General features: G+C 37.8%; 17 protein-coding genes and 1 pseudogene. 15 read left to right on the top strand and 3 right to left on the bottom strand.

Features of this window, described 5'->3' with window-relative positions:
• Window positions 1–237: hypothetical protein (locus tag ACFRAK_RS26415; RefSeq protein ID WP_394572825.1), on the top strand; the 237-nt coding region annotated here is incomplete at its 5' end.
• 16 nt (window positions 238–253) lie between these two features.
• Here ACFRAK_RS26415 and ACFRAK_RS26410 read toward each other — a convergent pair.
• Entirely contained in the window at window positions 254–1,522 is a 1,269-nt protein-coding gene (locus ACFRAK_RS26410; protein ID WP_387600305.1) for an ATP-binding protein, read from the bottom strand.
• A 255-nt stretch (window positions 1,523–1,777) separates the two neighbouring features.
• On the opposite strand from ACFRAK_RS26410, the gene ACFRAK_RS26405 reads away from it, so the two are divergent.
• A complete protein-coding gene (locus tag ACFRAK_RS26405; RefSeq protein ID WP_387600307.1) occupies window positions 1,778–2,014 on the top strand; it encodes a hypothetical protein in 237 nt (78 codons plus the stop codon).
• Between the two features lie 116 nt (window positions 2,015–2,130).
• Here the strand turns inward: ACFRAK_RS26405 and ACFRAK_RS26400 are convergent, their stop codons facing one another.
• Together ACFRAK_RS26400 and ACFRAK_RS26395 are read right to left on the bottom strand one after the other, a co-directional pair.
• Window positions 2,131–3,114: an ornithine cyclodeaminase family protein gene (locus ACFRAK_RS26400; RefSeq protein WP_394572824.1), complete on the bottom strand. Its 984-nt coding sequence runs from the start codon at window positions 3,112–3,114 to the stop codon at window positions 2,131–2,133.
• Between the two features lie 34 nt (window positions 3,115–3,148).
• The gene (locus ACFRAK_RS26395; protein WP_394572823.1) at window positions 3,149–4,447 is read right to left on the bottom strand and encodes an MFS transporter; all 1,299 of its coding nucleotides are present in this window, start codon (window positions 4,445–4,447) and stop codon (window positions 3,149–3,151) included.
• A 175-nt stretch (window positions 4,448–4,622) separates the two neighbouring features.
• Here ACFRAK_RS26395 and ACFRAK_RS26390 point away from each other — a divergent pair, with 175 nt between their 5' ends.
• The 13 genes and pseudogenes from ACFRAK_RS26390 (at window position 4,623) to ACFRAK_RS26330 (ending at window position 16,800) form a co-directional block, all read left to right on the top strand.
• Entirely contained in the window at window positions 4,623–5,135 is a 513-nt protein-coding gene (locus ACFRAK_RS26390; protein WP_192206383.1) for a helix-turn-helix domain-containing protein, read from the top strand.
• Between the two features lie 228 nt (window positions 5,136–5,363).
• A complete protein-coding gene (locus ACFRAK_RS26385; protein WP_394572822.1) occupies window positions 5,364–6,113 on the top strand; it encodes a methionine ABC transporter ATP-binding protein in 750 nt (249 codons plus the stop codon).
• Window positions 6,106–6,768, top strand: coding sequence for a methionine ABC transporter permease (locus tag ACFRAK_RS26380; RefSeq protein WP_394572821.1), 663 nt, complete (start codon window positions 6,106–6,108; stop codon window positions 6,766–6,768). Before ACFRAK_RS26385 ends, ACFRAK_RS26380 begins: the two co-directional genes overlap by 8 nt.
• Before the next feature lie 18 nt (window positions 6,769–6,786).
• Window positions 6,787–7,614: a MetQ/NlpA family ABC transporter substrate-binding protein gene (locus ACFRAK_RS26375; protein ID WP_394572820.1), complete on the top strand. Its 828-nt coding sequence runs from the start codon at window positions 6,787–6,789 to the stop codon at window positions 7,612–7,614.
• 623 nt (window positions 7,615–8,237) lie between these two features.
• Window positions 8,238–8,403: pseudogene (locus tag ACFRAK_RS26370) on the top strand (ankyrin repeat domain-containing protein); the annotation flags it as partial.
• Between the two features lie 96 nt (window positions 8,404–8,499).
• Window positions 8,500–9,192, top strand: coding sequence for a response regulator transcription factor (locus tag ACFRAK_RS26365; protein WP_394572826.1), 693 nt, complete (start codon window positions 8,500–8,502; stop codon window positions 9,190–9,192).
• On the top strand, window positions 9,189–10,187 hold the full coding sequence (locus ACFRAK_RS26360) for a sensor histidine kinase (RefSeq protein WP_394572819.1): 999 nt from the start codon (window positions 9,189–9,191) through the stop codon (window positions 10,185–10,187). The genes ACFRAK_RS26365 and ACFRAK_RS26360 overlap by 4 nt, the downstream gene beginning before the upstream one ends.
• A gap of 111 nt (window positions 10,188–10,298) precedes the next feature.
• Window positions 10,299–11,060 carry an ABC transporter ATP-binding protein gene (locus ACFRAK_RS26355; RefSeq protein ID WP_394572818.1) on the top strand — a complete coding sequence of 254 codons (762 nt, stop codon included), beginning with the start codon at window positions 10,299–10,301 and terminating at the stop codon, window positions 11,058–11,060.
• Window positions 11,050–12,897: an ABC transporter permease gene (locus ACFRAK_RS26350; protein WP_394572817.1), complete on the top strand. Its 1,848-nt coding sequence runs from the start codon at window positions 11,050–11,052 to the stop codon at window positions 12,895–12,897. Before ACFRAK_RS26355 ends, ACFRAK_RS26350 begins: the two co-directional genes overlap by 11 nt.
• Window positions 12,898–13,133: 236 nt before the next feature.
• Window positions 13,134–13,466: a DUF1093 domain-containing protein gene (locus ACFRAK_RS26345; protein WP_342614462.1), complete on the top strand. Its 333-nt coding sequence runs from the start codon at window positions 13,134–13,136 to the stop codon at window positions 13,464–13,466.
• A 632-nt stretch (window positions 13,467–14,098) separates the two neighbouring features.
• Window positions 14,099–15,919 carry a ribonuclease YeeF family protein gene (locus tag ACFRAK_RS26340; protein WP_394572816.1) on the top strand — a complete coding sequence of 607 codons (1,821 nt, stop codon included), beginning with the start codon at window positions 14,099–14,101 and terminating at the stop codon, window positions 15,917–15,919.
• A gap of 4 nt (window positions 15,920–15,923) precedes the next feature.
• Window positions 15,924–16,205 (top strand): hypothetical protein, encoded by a 282-nt coding sequence (locus ACFRAK_RS26335; protein ID WP_394572815.1) that lies wholly within the window; start codon window positions 15,924–15,926, stop codon window positions 16,203–16,205.
• 139 nt (window positions 16,206–16,344) lie between these two features.
• Window positions 16,345–16,800: an SMI1/KNR4 family protein gene (locus ACFRAK_RS26330; RefSeq protein WP_394572814.1), complete on the top strand. Its 456-nt coding sequence runs from the start codon at window positions 16,345–16,347 to the stop codon at window positions 16,798–16,800.
• The last annotated feature ends 241 nt before the right edge of the window (window positions 16,801–17,041 follow it).

Genomic DNA, 17,041 nt, shown 5'->3' with positions numbered 1-17,041 from the left:
AAAGTGCTCCGGTTTTTATCGTTTTTTACTGTAATCCTAATTGGATTGAAGAAATTTGCGACACTCCTGCCGAATAACTGGCTAGCCAAGACCCCACAGCCGCTTGCGGTGAGGAGGCTTGGCAGACAGTCGGCGGAAAGGGAGCGGATTTCTGAAATCGACCTGAACTTATTTAATAAAAACTGCAGGCAAACTGAATTTCATCGAGTTTGTCTACAGTTTGAAAGTCCGCCCTAAATGGCGGACTTTTTTATTATCTTACAGAATAACCTTCTTGATAAACGGGAAGGGTTATTGAAATCGTTGTTCCCTTATTTAAAAGGCTAGTTATATGAAGTGTGCCATTCATCGTTTGGATGGTCTTAACAGCTACCATTGATCCCAACCCTGTCCCTTTTTCTTTGGAACTGTAATAAGGTTCGCCAAAACGATTTATTTGTTCCTTGTTCATGCCTACTCCATTGTCACTTATTTCGATAATGATATCGAAATTATTTATATAGGAAACAATACTAAGTTCCCCGCCGTCTGGCATGGCCTCTATACCATTTTTAATCAGGTTCATGAAGCATTGCTTGAAATGTTGAACATTCCCCCTGGTAATGCCTGGAGTCAACTGTTCAGATATAGTAACCAAATTCATGCTGGCCAATGGTTTTATCATTTCAAGTACATAACCAATTTCACGGTTAATTGAAATAGTATCCACTTTTTCAATTGCAGGTTTTGCAAATGCTAAATATTCACTAATAATGGATTCTGCACTATTAAGTTCTCTAACGACATGCTGTATATATTGTTCTTTCACTTCTTGCGTTAAATCAGGAGCCTTTAGCAGTTGAACAAATCCTTTCACAACTGTTAATGGATTTCTAACTTCATGTGAAATACTGGCCGCAAGCTGACTGACTACCTCCATTTTTTCAAGCCGTATCATTTGTGTTCGGATTAAAATGGCATCTTTTAAAATTTCCATTATATATACAGCTAAAGCGATAATGATAGGAGGGAGGATGATAAAGTAAAATACATACGCCTCCGTTATACGAAAATAATCAGACATACCGAGTGAAATAAGGCTGGTCAGTATTCCTAGAAACAAAATTAATAGGATGGAGCCATTTAGCTTATTTTTTCGATTGAAATGATTGAATTTGGAAGAAAATAGAGCCGTTATAATAAAGATAACGATATAAACAATTAACGTAAGGAAATTGAAACCATAAAAAGCAAACCTAAAAGTCAATATGATGACTAACAGCGCAGCCCCTACAGGCCAACCACCATAAAGTGTCCCTATTATAATAGGAATTTGCCTGAAATCGTGGACACAGTATTCATCTATATAAATAGGAAACTTCATACATAATATAATAGGAATGCTCATGCAGGCAGTAATAAGGGTCTTGCCATACTGACTTAACCTTTTGCCATGATCTAATAAAAAGAAATAAATCAAAATACTTACCAAGATATAAAAGAGGTTATTTAATATGTTTTGATTAATATAAATAAAATTCATAGGATTCTCCTGAAAAAGTAACCGTTTCGTATATTATACAAGAATAACAGTGAAAAAGAGAATCTTATTAAAGTAATTTATTTACAGAAAGACATGTAAATTCAGAAAAAGAGTTAGTTAAAACACCTCTTTAAGAAAAATGTATTTATTAAGGAAGTTTTTCGTTAGATTGTTTTAAAGGGAGATGGGAAGAGTAAGAAGCAATCATATGATCAACAAGTAGTTGATTTAAAAAAATATTTTACAGACAATACAGTGGATGAACAGAAAAAGCTAAAAGTGGGCTTCATACTTGCTAAAATGTTTGAAATTACAGCTTTCTATGAACTAAATAAAATCAATGACAATAGAACTTCCTTTACATATACAGTCACCAGTCGCCCGTTAAAATGGTTTTTGAAATTACTTTTATTATTTGCTACCGATAAAGTGGTCGTTGAATTTTTAGAACGTGTCAAAAAGGTAGCTGAAGCAGAAACAGTTAGCTCATGATTTAAGTTTATTAAAATCTGCTGTATAGAATCCAACTCAAAAGACCCTTCCGAAAGAAGGGTCACTTTTTTAAATTGCTAGTACATTCAAGCGATAGCAAAATGCATGGGCTTTTGTTATACCTCAATCTCCATCCCGATGTTCCGTTCTTTCGATTGGCGGTAAACACCTTTTGCGACAGCGAGGTCAAAGTAAGCAGCACCGACCGATTTAAAGAAGGTAATTTCCTCTTCATTTTCCCTGCCTGTTTTGGTCAGCATTACAAGTTCATAAAGCTCGCCATGAATATCATTAAACGACCAATTTCCCTGATTGGCTGCATGTATGAGTTCTCCTGCTTCATTCTTCACGCCCGCCAAATCGTCGACGATAATTTTAGCGGCGCGTGAAACCGTGTTATGATCCACTTCTTTCATATCCGGCAAATAAGATCCGACTCCGTTAATGTGTGTGCCCGGTTTTACATCCTGCCCATTAAATACAGGCTCGTTCGAGCGGGTTGCACAGCAAATAATATCTGCTTGACGAACGGCTGCTGAAACATCTTCGTAAACTTCAAAAGGAACGGTTACTCCGAATGCGCGCAGCTTTTCACCGAATTTCTCCGCTTTCTCTCGTGTGCGATTCACTAATAAAATACGTTCAATGTCCCTTACGGCCAACACCCCGATTGCCTGTTCGAATCCCATAGCTCCCGTTCCGATGATCGTGAGAACCCGGGCGTCTTTACGAGCAAGAAGGTCTGTGGCAATGCCGCTCAATGCCCCCGTTCTGAGACGTGTTAAATAGGAGGCATTCAACAATGCTAAATGTTCGCCATTTTCTGCATCTGACAGCAAGATGACTCCTTGTGTTGTGGCCATCCCCCTTGAAGGGTTCTTTGGAAAAATGGTAACGACTTTGACCGCCGAAACTTCTTCAGATAAATCAGCGCTAGGCATGTAAAGTGCCGATGCCTCGTGTTGAGGGAAAGCAAATACTGTGCGATGGGGGTTGTCTATTTTTCTAGCACCATGTGCATGCAATACCGCCTTTACATCCGCTATTGCGTCTTTCATTCCATATGATTGTTGAATTTCCTTTTCACTTATAACTAACATTCAATTGTCCTCCTTGAAGTAAAACAACCATGGATTACATGGCTCTATTATTATGCGTTTCGTCTAATTTTTGATTGCTGCGATCCTTAACTGCCCAAATCGCTGCTAGTGACAGGACAGATGCAAAAATTATATAAATGGCGACAGGAACATAGGAGTTATCAAATCTATTAAGTAAAGCTGTTGCAACTAGCGGCGCTGTTCCTCCTGCCAGAGCTGCCCCGATTTGATATCCAAGCGTGATGCCGGTATAACGGATCTTTGCATCGAAAATTTCCGAGAACATCGTTCCAAGAACAGCTGTGATGGGAGCCCAAATAACCCCTAAACCGATCACTGTCGCAACGATTAATAGCAGGACCGATTTTTGCTGCAGCAGCCAGAAGTATGGGAATGCAAACAGTGCCATCCCAATCGTTCCGCCTATGAACAGCTTTTTGCGGCCGATTGTATCGGATAAATTACCCATGATTGGTATTAAAATCGTCGTTATAATGGTTGCAATCATGACTGCAGTTAATGTAGCAGTCCGAGAGAAACCGAGATTTGCAGTAGCGTATGATACGACAAATGTGCTGAAAATATAAAATGGCGCCGTTTCTACCACTTTGGCTCCCACGGCGATAAGCACTTCACGCCAATAATGCTTAAGCGTTTCAACAATCGGCAGCTTTGGAATTTCTCCGGATTCCTTTACTTTTTTGAAAGACGGAGTTTCATCAATTCCTTTACGAATCCATAGGCCAAAAAATACAAGCAAAGCACTAAAAATGAATGGTATACGCCATCCCCAAGTCATGAATGCGTTTTCAGGAAGCATTGTCATAATAGATAAGGCAACGGTTCCAAGCAGCATTCCTATAGTGACACCCATCTGAGGAATAGCTCCGAACAATCCCCGTTTCTCAGCGGGAGCATATTCGACGGCCAATAAAAGCGCGCCACCCCATTCACCGCCAATTCCAAGACCTTGAACTAAGCGCAACGTGATTAATAAAATCGGCGCCCAAATGCCAACGGCTTGATACGTAGGCAGAAGCCCCATCCCAAATGTTGCGACCCCCATTAAACTAAGTGTTAAAACAAGTGTTTTCTTTCTGCCGATACGATCGCCAATATGGCTAAAGATCACACCTCCAAAAGGGCGGATGAAGAATGCTAACGCAAAGGATGCATAGGCAAGCAACAGCCCGATTGTCGGATCCTCATTCACGAAGAATATCTGGTTAAACACGAGAGCTGAAACGGTCCCATATAAAAAATAGTCAAACCACTCAATCGAACTTCCGACTAAACTCGCGACTAAAATCCGCCGCATTTGTTTCTTCTCCATCTTGAGTCACCCCTTAAAAATTGAAGTATCACTTCAATTTGTGTTTTCTTTCATTTTAAATAATTACAAATTTTCTGTCAATATTTTTCGGTAAGCGATTAATGACGGAACATTCATCAAAACTTGTTGTACTGTATAATGTAGCTAGAGACTATGTAAAAAAGGGGGCATCTGTATGCCTTTTGATTCAATCGGGAAAAAAATGAAATTATTGAGGAAAGAGCGAAAACTAACATTAAAGAGTCTGGCTGAACAAACAGGCGTTTCAATTAGTTTTTTATCACAAGTAGAACGGGGAAAATCAAGCGTCACATTAGAGTCATTAAAAAAAATCGCTGATACATTGGATGTCAACCCAAGTTTCTTCTTTTCTGAGGACCGCTCCCAGGAAAATTCAGATTATAATCATGAACAATTTCATTATCAGAATTTATCCAGCGGCATTCGTGATGCTGTTTTTTCGCCCATTCTTGTCACCTTAAAGCCAGGGGAAAATAAAGGAAGCGCCTTTTCCCATAGCGGACATGAGTTCTTATTCATTATCGAAGGGAAGTTAACCGTGGAAATAGAGGGAGAGAGAACAGAACTCCATGAACAGCAGTCATTCATGTTCGATGCTCGAAAAGCCCATTACTGGTTTAACTTCTCGGATCAAATTGTCCGGTTTCTGGTGGTATCATCGAAATAACGGAAGTAAAGAATCAATGAAATTCTCAAGTAAACCCGTTAACGAAAAATGTCAGACAAAAGATAGATGTAAACAGGGATTCCTCACTGTTCATCTATCCTTTCTAACTGTTAATTTGTGTCTTTGCATTAGGTCCTCATTAGTTGATAGAATGAGGTGTGTTTCTTTGATGAAACGATTAATGAGGAGCGCTATGCTTACCTTTCAACAAATGGAAAGTGGGATTGTATGATTAACCTGCATCAAGTGAGTAAAAAATTTTCACAGTTTCAGGCAATTAAGTCTGTTACTTTAACAATACCTAAAGGTGAAATTCATGGAATAATCGGAGCAAGCGGAGCAGGGAAATCAACGTTGCTGCGGCTGATGAATTTGTTGGAGACCCCAGATGAGGGCGAAGTGGAGGTAAACGGCCAAAGGTTGACCACATTGAACAATAAAGCACTTCGAGAGGCACGGAAGTCGATTGGCATGATCTTTCAGCATTTTAATCTTGTGGCAAATAAAACGGTTTATGACAATGTTGCAGCCTCTTTAGAGCTGGCAAATTATCCAAAGAAGGAACGTCGGAGCCGTGTTGTAGAGTGTCTTCAATTTGTCGGGTTGGAGGGTGAGATGGAGAGATATCCTGCACAATTAAGCGGGGGACAAAAGCAGCGTGTTGCCATTGCAAGGGCATTGGCAAATAACCCGCAAGTGTTATTATGTGATGAACCGACCTCTTCCCTTGATCCAAATACAACGGCTGAAATATTGGACGTGCTGGAGAATATAAACAAACGCTTCGGTGTGACGATTGTCATTGTCAGTCATGAGCTGGATGTCATTAAAAGTATATGTAATCGTGTAACGATCATGGAAGGTGGAGAGATCTATGATACTATTTTAATCGAACCAACTGGGATTGAAAAAAGGGATAATCGTCCAGAATACTTCATCGAACAATTAACAGAGAATGGTGGGCTGGGTCATGCCTGAGATTTTAGTTCAATATGAGGCAGAAATTTGGCAGTCAATTGGAGAAACCATTACCATGGTTGGTGTGTCCATTTTAGCTGCGATTTTGATTGGAATGCCTGTCGGTACCTTGCTATTTCTTTGTAGGAAGGGGCATTTGCTTGAAAATCGGTGGGCTTTCTCGATTTTGAATTTATTTGTCAATATTATCCGTTCTTTTCCATTTTTATTATTGGTTGTTTTTTTAATCCCGTTTACAAGACTCATAATCGGCACAGCCATTGGTACTGCAGCTGCTTGCGTTCCATTGGCGATCATTGCCATTGCCCATTATTCGCGGTTGGTCGAGCAATCTTTATTGGACGTGCCAAAGGGTGTGAGCGAGGCAGCCATTTCCATGGGGGCTTCTGTTAAGGATGTCATCTTTAAATTTCTTTACGTGGAGGCCCGTTCAGGGCTTGTCCTCGGACTGACAACATCGATTATCAGCTTTATTTCCTATTCAACGATCATGGGAGTGGTCGGAGGCGGCGGTATCGGCGATTTTGCCATCAGGTATGGCTATCAGCAGTTTAAAACAGAGTTAATGATTTATATGATTATCATTATGATCATTCTAGTGCAGCTTATCCAATTCATTGGAACGGCTGTTGCCAGAATCATTGATAAAAGATAAATAATGGAGGGAAACATCATGAAAAAAATACTCTTTCTCATGGCAGCAATTATGTTGTTTTTAGTAGGATGCGGAAAGACGAATGAAGGAAAAGAGAAAGAAAAAGCGCAGAATCAGGAGAAGGAAGAGGTAACATTGAAGGTGGCCTCACTTATTCCCCCAATGACGGAAATCCTTGAGCTTGTTAAACCAAAGCTGGCAAAGGAAGGGATTAACCTGGAAATGGTTGTCTTAGGTGATAATGTGCAGCCTAACACCGCACTGGCGGCAGGAGAAGTGGATGTGAACTTCTTCCAACACGTTCCGTATATGGAGGAATTCAATCGAAACAAAAATGCCGAGCTTGTACCAGTGAAACCCATTTATTTTGCCAATTATGGTGTGTATTCCAAAGAATATGATTCAATGGATAAATTGCCAGAGGGTGCCGTTATTGCCATTGCAAATGATGTGTCGAATATCGATCGTTCATTGGCATTGCTGGCACAGCATAAAGTCATTACTCTAAAGGAAAAAAAGGGTCCATACTATACAATGTCTGATATTACGGAGAACCCTAAAAACTATAAGTTTAAAGAAGTGGATCTATTAATGCTGGCGAGAACGTATGATGAAGCAGATGCGATCGTGATAACACCTGCTTACGCTGCACCGCTTGGTTTGACACCAAAAAATGACGCTCTTCTCACAGAAGGTGTTGAAAACGACTTTGCGATTACATTAGTGGCACGCAAGGATAACGTGGATTCCGAGCCAGTCCAAAAGTTAGCCAAGGCCATGACAAGCCCGGAGGTACGCAAATTTTTAGAAGAGAAATATAGTGAAACGGCCATACCGGCATTTTAATTTTGATACAAAGAAAGGGCTATTCCTTCAACGGGAATAGCCCTTATTTACTTATAGTTTAACTTTGTGTTTGCCCATTGTCTAGCTACTATTAAAAATACTGCCCAATTCCCCTTCAATTCTTGAATAAATATAGAAACTCTTCTAAAATATATTTAGTCCATAATTTTACAGTGAATAAAAATATTACATATAAATGAAATCTAGTTACAAGAAAAGAAGTTGAAAGGACTTTCCATTATGTCGATGATTTACGAATCTTTTTAATCGAAAGTCTAGAAGAGGCAAAAGAAGATTGGGATGAAGATGAAGAAGATTGGTGAAAGCTGAGGGTAATAGTTATTTATCATGATCTGCTATAAAGTAAGAAATGTCTGTATATATGAAGAAGTGGATAGTGCCTTTCGAATATCAAAAGGACTATCCCTTTTTTCGTTCATTTTGATTTATTTGGACACCCAATGCCGTAATAGGACAACATAGTATTGATGCTTTGGGAAATGTTGTGAATCGATTAAGAGCTGTTGAAGCTAGGGTTTGTGACTTCGATGATATTGTTGAAGTTCTTGAAGAATTAGGTGAATTAGCTAGTAGAAGATAATTGAATGTAAGGAGGGTATGTTTTGGATAAAAAAAGTGTAAACAAAGCAATAAGGAATGCAATTAAACTTGGTGATATAAAAGAAGTAAAACATTTAATAGGTGGATGATAAAGAAATTTTGAGCACAATGACTTTATTTGGTGCAGGGTTACATGTAGCTGTCAAGAAAGGACATCTTGAAATGGTTGCGTTGTTCCTCTTTACAAAGACCTTTATAGAAAATTATATTAAAGTGGTAGTTAAAATAATAAAAACCCTGGGTAACTTTTTGAAGGAGAATTTGATGTATAAGATATTAATTGTTGAAGATGAAATGCATATTGCCAATGCATTAAAAAACCATTTTGGGAAATACGGCTATGACTGCCACATTATAGTGGATTTTGAAAAGGTACTCGATGTTTTTCAAGATTTTCAACCGCACCTTGTCATAATGGACATAAACCTCCCTTACTTTGACGGGTATTATTGGTCTCGCAAAATAAGAAAGGTATCGAATTGTCCTATCATAATTCTCTCAGCTAGGATGAGTGAGCTGGATCAAGTGTATGGAATTGAAAATGGGGCAGATGATTTCATTACAAAGCCTTTTTTATTGGATGTTGTAGTGGCAAAAATAAACGGCCAAATTCGTCGTGTATACGGTGAATATGCACAAGAATCGCAAACTCAAATTTTAAAAAAGGGAGACACATCTTTAAACTTGGATACTGTTCGATTATATACATCTGACGGTGAGGAGCTATTGACTGTAAAGGAACTTCAGCTTTGTAGAATCCTTCTTGAAACATTCCCTAATGTTGTCACAAGGCAACAGTTGCTTACATCTATTTGGGATGAAGAGGCGTTTGTAGAGGAAAATACGCTTACCGTTAATATTAAAAGGTTGAGAAAGAAGCTAGAAGCGATTAATTCTTCGCTTGAAATTATAACAATCCGGGGAATTGGCTATCAGTTAAGGGAGAAAAGCATATGAAGCTGTTTTTACGGGATCATTTAAGCTTTATTATCCTATATATTATTTCATTTATTAGCTTGCCAATTGTCATTCAGCGGCTGGATGGTTTGGAAAATCATTATGCATATTTTGTCTTTTTATCCCTTACATTCCTAGCCATTTTCCTGTTCATTCGTTATGTACGTCGAAAAAAAATGTATCTACATTTAAATGGCAAGAATATGACGACAGACAGCCTTTTGATTTACCAGCCGGCTGCTCCCATTGAAAAGGTATATGCGGCACAAATGCAATCTATACAGTCCCTCCTCCTTTCAAAGGAAGCCGAGCATAAAGCTGTCTTAGATGAACAGCAATTGTTGATTTCTCATGCTGTTCATCAAATGAAAACGCCCCTTTCTGTCATTCAATTGCTAGTACAATCCAATCAGTCGAAGGAACCAGGTTTACTTGTGGAATGGCTAAAAGTTAAAGCAGAATGCGATAAACTGAATTTCTCTTTAAATCAGCTGCTGACTTATAGCCGCTCCACGAAATTATTAGCAGATCTAAAGATAGAGCCGATTCCATTAAAAGGTGTCATACAGGAAGTGGTTAATGATTTAAAGGATTATTTTATTGAGGAAGAAATCTTTCCAAAAATTTCGATACAAGATGACGTATGGATCTATTCGGATCGTAAATGGACTAAGGTTGTGATTTACCAGCTATTGAGTAATGCTGTCAAATATGGAGAGAAGCAATCTTCCGTTATGATTCATTATGACAATGGTCAACTATTGATCAAAAACAAAGGGGAAACGATAACTGCAAACGAAATAAACCGTGTTTTTGAATTGTTTTACACAGGTACGAAAGGCCGTACTAAGGTTGAAGCTACTGGTATCGGGCTTTATTTAGTGAAAAAAATTCTGTCAACATTAAATCATCCATACAAGTTATATTCCGCCCATCATGAAACAACTTTTATCATTGATTTTTCGGGAAATATAGAAACGGCTGCCAAAGGTTAGCCGTTTTAAATATGACAATTTTGTCATCTTGCTGTCATGTTCAAAGATTTTAGGGAGCGGGAGGAGGGGCTATACTAAAAGCAACGAAAGATACAAAGGAGTGAATTGCATATGACAAACACGATTTTAGGCGTAAAGCAACTTCAAAAAGAATACACAGGAGAAATCACATATAAGGCATTAAAAGGGATCGATTTTCATTTAGCTGAAAATGAATTTGTTGCCGTGATGGGACCATCTGGCAGTGGGAAAACAACATTCCTTAATTGTATTTCCACAATTGATCGGCCTACCAATGGGATTATTACCATCAATTCCAAAAATCCATATGAGTTAAATGACGATGAATTGGCGAAATTTCGACGAAAAGAACTTGGTTTTGTTTTTCAAGATTTTAACCTGGTTCATACATTAACAGTAGAAGAAAATATTTTATTGCCATTAACACTTGATTCCATAGATGAGAAAGAAATGAAACAGCGTTTAACGAATATTATCGATTTTTTGGGGATTCGAGAGATTTTAAAAAAGCGTACATTTGAAATTTCAGGAGGACAAAAGCAGCGTGTGGCGATTGCAAGAGCGGTCATTCATGAACCAAGCTTATTGCTAGCAGATGAGCCAACTGGAAACTTAGATTCTAAAGCCGTAAATAATGTGATGGGATTGTTCGAATCGATTAACAAGTCTTTTAACACAGCCATATTAATGGTGACGCATGATGCTTATGTTGCCAGTTTTGCCCAGCGTGTCATTTTTATAAAAGACGGTGTTCTGTTTAATGAGATACATCGGGGTAAAAGCAAACAGCAATTTTATCAAGAAATTATGGATACCCTTACGTTTCTAGGTGGTGGCCGGCATGAGTTTTAATCAAATTGTCGTCCAAAATATTTTACGAGACAAATCGACGTATATTTCTTACTTTTTAAGCAGTGTGTTCTCGATTCTCATCTTTTTTCTTTTTTCGACAACAGCTTTCCATCCGATGATGGCGGAAGTTGATACCACAAGCACACTGGGATTAACAATGATGCTTGCCAGCTTCTTTATTTATATTTTCTCATTTGTCTTTATCATTTATTCGCTGTTTGCTTTTTTAAAAAAGAAAACAAAAACGCTTGGCGTATTTATGATGACGGGTGCCTCCATGAAGCAAATTCGCAAAATGGTTTTTAGAGAAAATATGCTTGTTGCCGGAGCAGCAATTATCACAGCGATTGCACTCGGACTTATCATCGCGCCGTTATTTTTAATGGTGGCTAAAAGGATATTACGTGCGGATAGTTTTGGTATGTATGTACCCTTACAATCCATCATGTTAACGATTGTATTATTTGCTATTTTATTTATTGTAGTATCAAAATGGATGACACGCTTTATTAAAAAAGAAGAAATCGTACAGCTCTTAAAATCAGATGTGACACAGGAAAAGCTCATTGCATCAGCACCATTGAAACTAGTGCTATCCGCTATTGTCAGTGCCTTTTTACTCGTGTCAATAATCAAGGAAATGAGTTGGGTAAAGTCTTTTGAATCGCCCGGCTATATTGCTTTAATTGCCAGCCTATTATTAGCCCTTTATTTCATAATTACTCAAGGTGCGCTACTGGCCATTCGTCTATTGCAAAGAAGACCATCATATTTTCGAAAAACGAATATGCTGTTTGTTTCCAACTTAAAGGCAAAAGGACGTTCCCATGCGCATATCATATACCTTTTAACGGTTTTACTGCTTGGTGTTTTTGTATGTACAAGCGTTCTATATAGCTCCTACTATAATGTGAAGGAAAATACTGAGGCCCTATATCCTTACAGCTTCCAATATATCTCACTTCCTAGTAACACATCGGAGGCCGAGAAGGAAGACATTACGTTTATTGAAGAAACATTAGGCAAAGAAGGTAAGTATACTGCCGATTATTCAGCCTTCAAAACCGATGAAGAACATCGGATCGGCTTTATGTCCGTTTCGAATTATAATGCACTTAGTTTGCATAAGCCGATAAAACTAGGGGATAAGGAGTATTATGTTGCAGCCGGTAATGAGGGGGTACGTCCAAATACTGAAATCATTCATGATTACCCGTTTGGAGAACTTCATTATGCCGGTCTAGAAGAAAAAAATATTTTATCAACAGGTTTACGAAATGCATATTTTATCGTTCCTGATGACGTATATGAAACAATTGATTATCCAGTTTATAAAGTGTTTGCTTATGAGGCAGATCATTGGACGGACAAGGCAGAAGTAGCTGAAACCATTTTATCACGGGTTCATACAGAGCCGGATATTCGCCTAACAGCTTCTAAAATCGATTTATACGATGCGGAAAAATTTATGAAGAGTATCATGTTTTTCATCGGATTTATGTTGAGTTTGATCTTTTTGAGCGCAGCAATGAGTATTATATATTTCTACCTGCAAACGTCACTTGCAGAAGAAAAGGAAAAATATGCGGGCATTCGAAAAATTGGTCTCTCTGTTAAAGAACTATCTTCTGTTGTAACGAGGGAGTTGGCCACTTTAATTTTTACCCCGTTTACTATCGCAGCTATTGTTTTATTTGTAGCGATGTTTAGTATGCGCAACAATATTTCATCAACATTCTATCAAATGACAGCGATCGGTGTAGGTATATTTTTACTGTTATTTGTTATAAGTTTTTTCATTGTTCGACGGAGTTATTTAAACAAACTGGCAAATTAATACGCAAACAGCAAATGGATGAGGATTCTTTTTAATCCTCTTTCCATAAAGATTTCTTAGCCTACTTGATAGGCGGAGTGAAATATATGAAACGAATGGATGAATTGGATTTCTTGCGCGGCTTTGCCCCAATAGGAATTATTCTGATTAACTACCTTATCCCTGAACAGGGTGACTATTAAAAATGTAAAAAGTGATTCATCCTTCATTTTAAGCTTATTATACGAGGAGTAAACATGAAAATTATTAAATCATTAGCGATACTTAGTTGTCTAGCGACTTTTATGTTAGTCGGTTGTGGTAAAAAAGAAGTGATGTATGAAAAAGATTATTATGTGCAAATCGATGAAGAAGCAGAACAAACTAATAATGAGGGGCAATATGTTTATAATGTAAAAGGATTCGATGAGAAGGGGAACGAAAAGGTTGTATATTTTTATGTTGAAGAACCATACAAAAAAGGAACGCTTTTACGTCTTCCTAGAAGTCTCGATGGATATACCGGAGATCCTGAGGTGATTGAAGCTGATGATTTGTCTAAAGAGGTTAAAAAGAAATTAAATCTATAAAAACTAGATTCAAGTAACGGGCAAGCATTACGCAAGCCCGTTGATTTTTATGTAGTGCCAATTCAACAGCTTTTAGGATTACACTTGCGTCATAACTCATATGAATAAAATGCTTTGCCTTCTCGATATCTTCCTCACTAGCTATTACAACTTCTAAATCCCCTGTACCGTAATGACCGATATTACTTACATAACGAGTAAAGCCACTGTTAATTACGTTGATTTTAATGGGTGTTAATTATCCACAATCTCGCATGTTACAATTGGATCTATTTTTAAATTAATCTCATTAAATATAAAGTGTAAATAATTGTTTTAGGCTTAGGTTAAGAGCTCACAACCTTGTTGGTTTGGGGGCTTTTTTATTTATAAAACCGGCTTTTAATCACCCAGCTTTACTTTTGGTCAGCGCGTCTTTTCACTTGTCGTGTAGGAACTTGCATCCATTCACATTGGTAAGAATGAACCTATTGATTTCGATAAAACAATTGTTTAGTGAATTCCCCTTCAATTCTTGAATAAATATAGAAACTCTTCTAAAATATATTTAATCCACAATTTAACAATAAATAGAATTATTACATACAAATGAAATCTAGTTATAAGAAAAGAAGTTGAAAGGACTTTCCATTATGTCGATGATTTACGAATCTCAAACATTAGTTTCCGCCATGCAAACGCGTGTCGGACAATATAAGGACCTGAAAGAACAGCTCACTGAATTAAAAAAAGGATTTGAGAGTATCGTTCATTTGGATGATGAGCTGCAGGGGCAAGGCGCAGAGGCCATTAAAGGATTTTACAAAGCACAGATCGATGTCGTGGATTCTTGGCTGCGTCTGATCAATCGGCATGTTGCCTTTTTAAGTGGAATTCAAGGAGATACAATCGAAGCGAACCTGAGTGAAACTGTGGTTACGGTCCCTTTTTTAGAGGAAGAGCTGACAAATGCCAGTCGAAATTCCAAGGAAATGGTCACAGCCCAAAAAAATGATCTGAAAAGAATATTGTCTGGAATTGATGATATCATTCAGTTAGAGCCCTTTTCTGACGATGCGTTCTTTGAGAATATGGAGAAAGCTGAAAGGAAACGGAACCAAACGATAGACAAAGTAAACGAAATCGATCATAAGTGGACGGCTGAATATGCCAAATCCGAAGCGGACCAAGCGGCAGTTACGGCACTCATGGAGCAATTGAAAGTATCCAGTACAAAGGGAGGCGTAGTATCCCCTCTCTATTTTAATGCCACAGCTTATAAAAATAGTGAAGCCTATAAAAAACTGGAAGTCAGGAAAAAAGAGACCGCGCAATATCTCAAGGTTAAGAAAGAGGAAGCGGAGAATCGCCGGATCAAAGATCAACTCGATCATGTAAATGATCCAGATGAGTTCCTCAAAATCGCCAAGCAGATCGGGTATGAAAACTTAGCGCCCACCCAGCAGCAATATGTCATGCAGCTAGAAGCATCCAAGCAAACCGCAGACATTACAAAAGGAATCGGCGTAGGCCTGTATGATGTAGGTAAAGACTTCGTGACAGGAGTTTGGGACTTTGTCACAGATCCCGGCGAAACGGTTGAAGGTGTAGTCAATTCGATCATGCACCCGATAAAAACCTTTAAATATATTTCAAAAGCAATATCTGATTCATATGAACGGGATATGGTAAATGGCGATGCCTACTCGCGGTCTCATTGGGTAACCTATGCCCTCGGAACAGTCGTCACATCAGTAGTGGGGACAAAAGGCGCGGGAGCCGTAACGAAAACTGGGGTAGCGACCACCAAAGCCGCTGCCGTCAAAGGCGCTACGAAGGCAAAAGAACTGGTTTCCATTCCTAACCTATTGCCATACAATCCTAAAAACCAACTGTCGTTGGCAGGGGGAGTACCTTATAATGTGGTTAATGGTACTGGGTTGAAGGATCAGTTAATTACGATGGCGAAAGTGGAGTCTGAAGTTAGTGGTAGGGGAATAGTTAATCAAGGTAGTAATTTATATAGAGGGGATAGTTTACTACATTCTCCTAAAAGACCTAATGGAATAGGTAAGCCTTTTATTGCAGAGTCAGGTAATTTGGTTCCTGCAAACCCTACGGGATTGTATAAAGGACGTCAAGTTACTGTTACAGAGCACATTTTAGGTGGTTTTAGAAAGGGGGCAAAATCGAATAGCCCTTATACCAGTTTTACGATTAACAAAAATATAATAGAAGGTTATGGGGATACATTAATAGAATTAGATATCTCTGCATTGAGAAAAGCAATAAGAAACGGAGAAGTAAACAATGTTGCAGTACTATCTCAAAAGCAAATTAAGAAATTAATCAATAATGATTCTTCTTCTGATTTTTGGAAGAAAAGAGCGTTAACTTGGACCGAAAGGGATAATGAATATTTAATAAGAGGAGAAGTTCCTAGCAAGTTTATAATAATTTCTCCAAAGGAGTGAGGTTATGTTCTTATTTTTCCGTAATGAATGTTTGGGTGAAATACAGAATGATTATAAAGAAGGCGTGTGGTTTTATGGATCTATCATAGCCAATGAAAATATAAAAAAATATAAAGATTTTCTAGCGGCTCTTGTTAATGAGGAGGAAGAATTCAAGGAAGATAGTTTTAATGAAGATTGGCTGAACGATGATAATTGGTTTATTATTGATGAGCATCAAAATAAAAAGGGAATATATTTACCGGCAATACATGAAGATGGGGAGATAAATTGGCGGTATAGATAAGTTGCAATTATGCCTTGAAAGCGTAGGTCTTTCAAGGCTTTTCTGAGTTAACCGTATTATTATGATTACCTTTTAAATGGATAACACGAACCAATATATTTGAAAGGACTTTGAAATTCAATATTAGAATGTGATTTTGGTGAAATATTCAGCTATACAAGAATTTATTAAGCAGTATGGCGAGGATGATGATTTTAAAGGTGGGGTAAGTGAAGACAAAGTTAAAGAAACTGAAAAAAAATTACAAGTCTCATTACCGGAAAGTTATAAGTGGTTTTTAAGAAATTATGGCTCAGGAGGGATTTTTGGTGTAGATATAATAGGGTATGATTTAGTAGGTCCATCAGTAGTTGATGCCACTAAAGATTATCAGAAGTATTATAAATTAATTGACGGGATAGTGGTTATAGAAAGTGTTGATGAATTTGCCTATTGCCTCGATACTAATAAAATGAAAGATGGAGAATGCCCAGCTATTATGTGGGATAATCAGGTAGGCTATGGTCGAACGCTTGCCGATAATTTTTTTGACTATTTAATCGAACGCCTTGAATTGGCAAAAGAAGATTGGGATGAAGATGAAGAAGATTGGTAAAAGATGAGGGTAATAGTTATTTATCATCTCAAATGTAATTGTTTAAACCTTAATTGGCACAATGCTTTTCAAGGTTTATTTTTTTTTTTTTTTTGAAAAATAAGGAACTATGTTATTTTGAAGGCACTGGATAAGACATATTTATTATTCACTGCAATTTTAGTTGTTTTAAATTTTATTCATCACTAGAAGCTTTTAAAAAATTACCGAATATATACAATATGGTACAAAAATATATTAT

The organism is Peribacillus sp. NPDC056705 (genome assembly GCF_043656335.1).
Note: the sequence above shows the minus strand (reverse complement) of the source record. Positions and strands in the feature narration are given on the sequence as shown.

What these genes read in the sequence shown, in the direction of transcription:
- ACFRAK_RS26410 (WP_387600305.1), bottom strand. Translation starts at nt 1,522, where the DNA reads ATGAATTTTATTTATATTAATCAAAACATATTAAATAACCTCTTTTAT.
- ACFRAK_RS26400 (WP_394572824.1), bottom strand. Translation starts at nt 3,114, where the DNA reads ATGTTAGTTATAAGTGAAAAGGAAATTCAACAATCATATGGAATGAAA.
- ACFRAK_RS26395 (WP_394572823.1), bottom strand. Translation starts at nt 4,447, where the DNA reads ATGGAGAAGAAACAAATGCGGCGGATTTTAGTCGCGAGTTTAGTCGGA.
- ACFRAK_RS26390 (WP_192206383.1), top strand. Translation starts at nt 4,623, where the DNA reads ATGCCTTTTGATTCAATCGGGAAAAAAATGAAATTATTGAGGAAAGAG.
- ACFRAK_RS26385 (WP_394572822.1), top strand. Translation starts at nt 5,364, where the DNA reads ATGATTAACCTGCATCAAGTGAGTAAAAAATTTTCACAGTTTCAGGCA.
- ACFRAK_RS26380 (WP_394572821.1), top strand. Translation starts at nt 6,106, where the DNA reads ATGCCTGAGATTTTAGTTCAATATGAGGCAGAAATTTGGCAGTCAATT.
- ACFRAK_RS26375 (WP_394572820.1), top strand. Translation starts at nt 6,787, where the DNA reads ATGAAAAAAATACTCTTTCTCATGGCAGCAATTATGTTGTTTTTAGTA.
- ACFRAK_RS26365 (WP_394572826.1), top strand. Translation starts at nt 8,500, where the DNA reads ATGTATAAGATATTAATTGTTGAAGATGAAATGCATATTGCCAATGCA.
- ACFRAK_RS26360 (WP_394572819.1), top strand. Translation starts at nt 9,189, where the DNA reads ATGAAGCTGTTTTTACGGGATCATTTAAGCTTTATTATCCTATATATT.
- ACFRAK_RS26355 (WP_394572818.1), top strand. Translation starts at nt 10,299, where the DNA reads ATGACAAACACGATTTTAGGCGTAAAGCAACTTCAAAAAGAATACACA.
- ACFRAK_RS26350 (WP_394572817.1), top strand. Translation starts at nt 11,050, where the DNA reads ATGAGTTTTAATCAAATTGTCGTCCAAAATATTTTACGAGACAAATCG.
- ACFRAK_RS26345 (WP_342614462.1), top strand. Translation starts at nt 13,134, where the DNA reads ATGAAAATTATTAAATCATTAGCGATACTTAGTTGTCTAGCGACTTTT.
- ACFRAK_RS26340 (WP_394572816.1), top strand. Translation starts at nt 14,099, where the DNA reads ATGTCGATGATTTACGAATCTCAAACATTAGTTTCCGCCATGCAAACG.
- ACFRAK_RS26335 (WP_394572815.1), top strand. Translation starts at nt 15,924, where the DNA reads ATGTTCTTATTTTTCCGTAATGAATGTTTGGGTGAAATACAGAATGAT.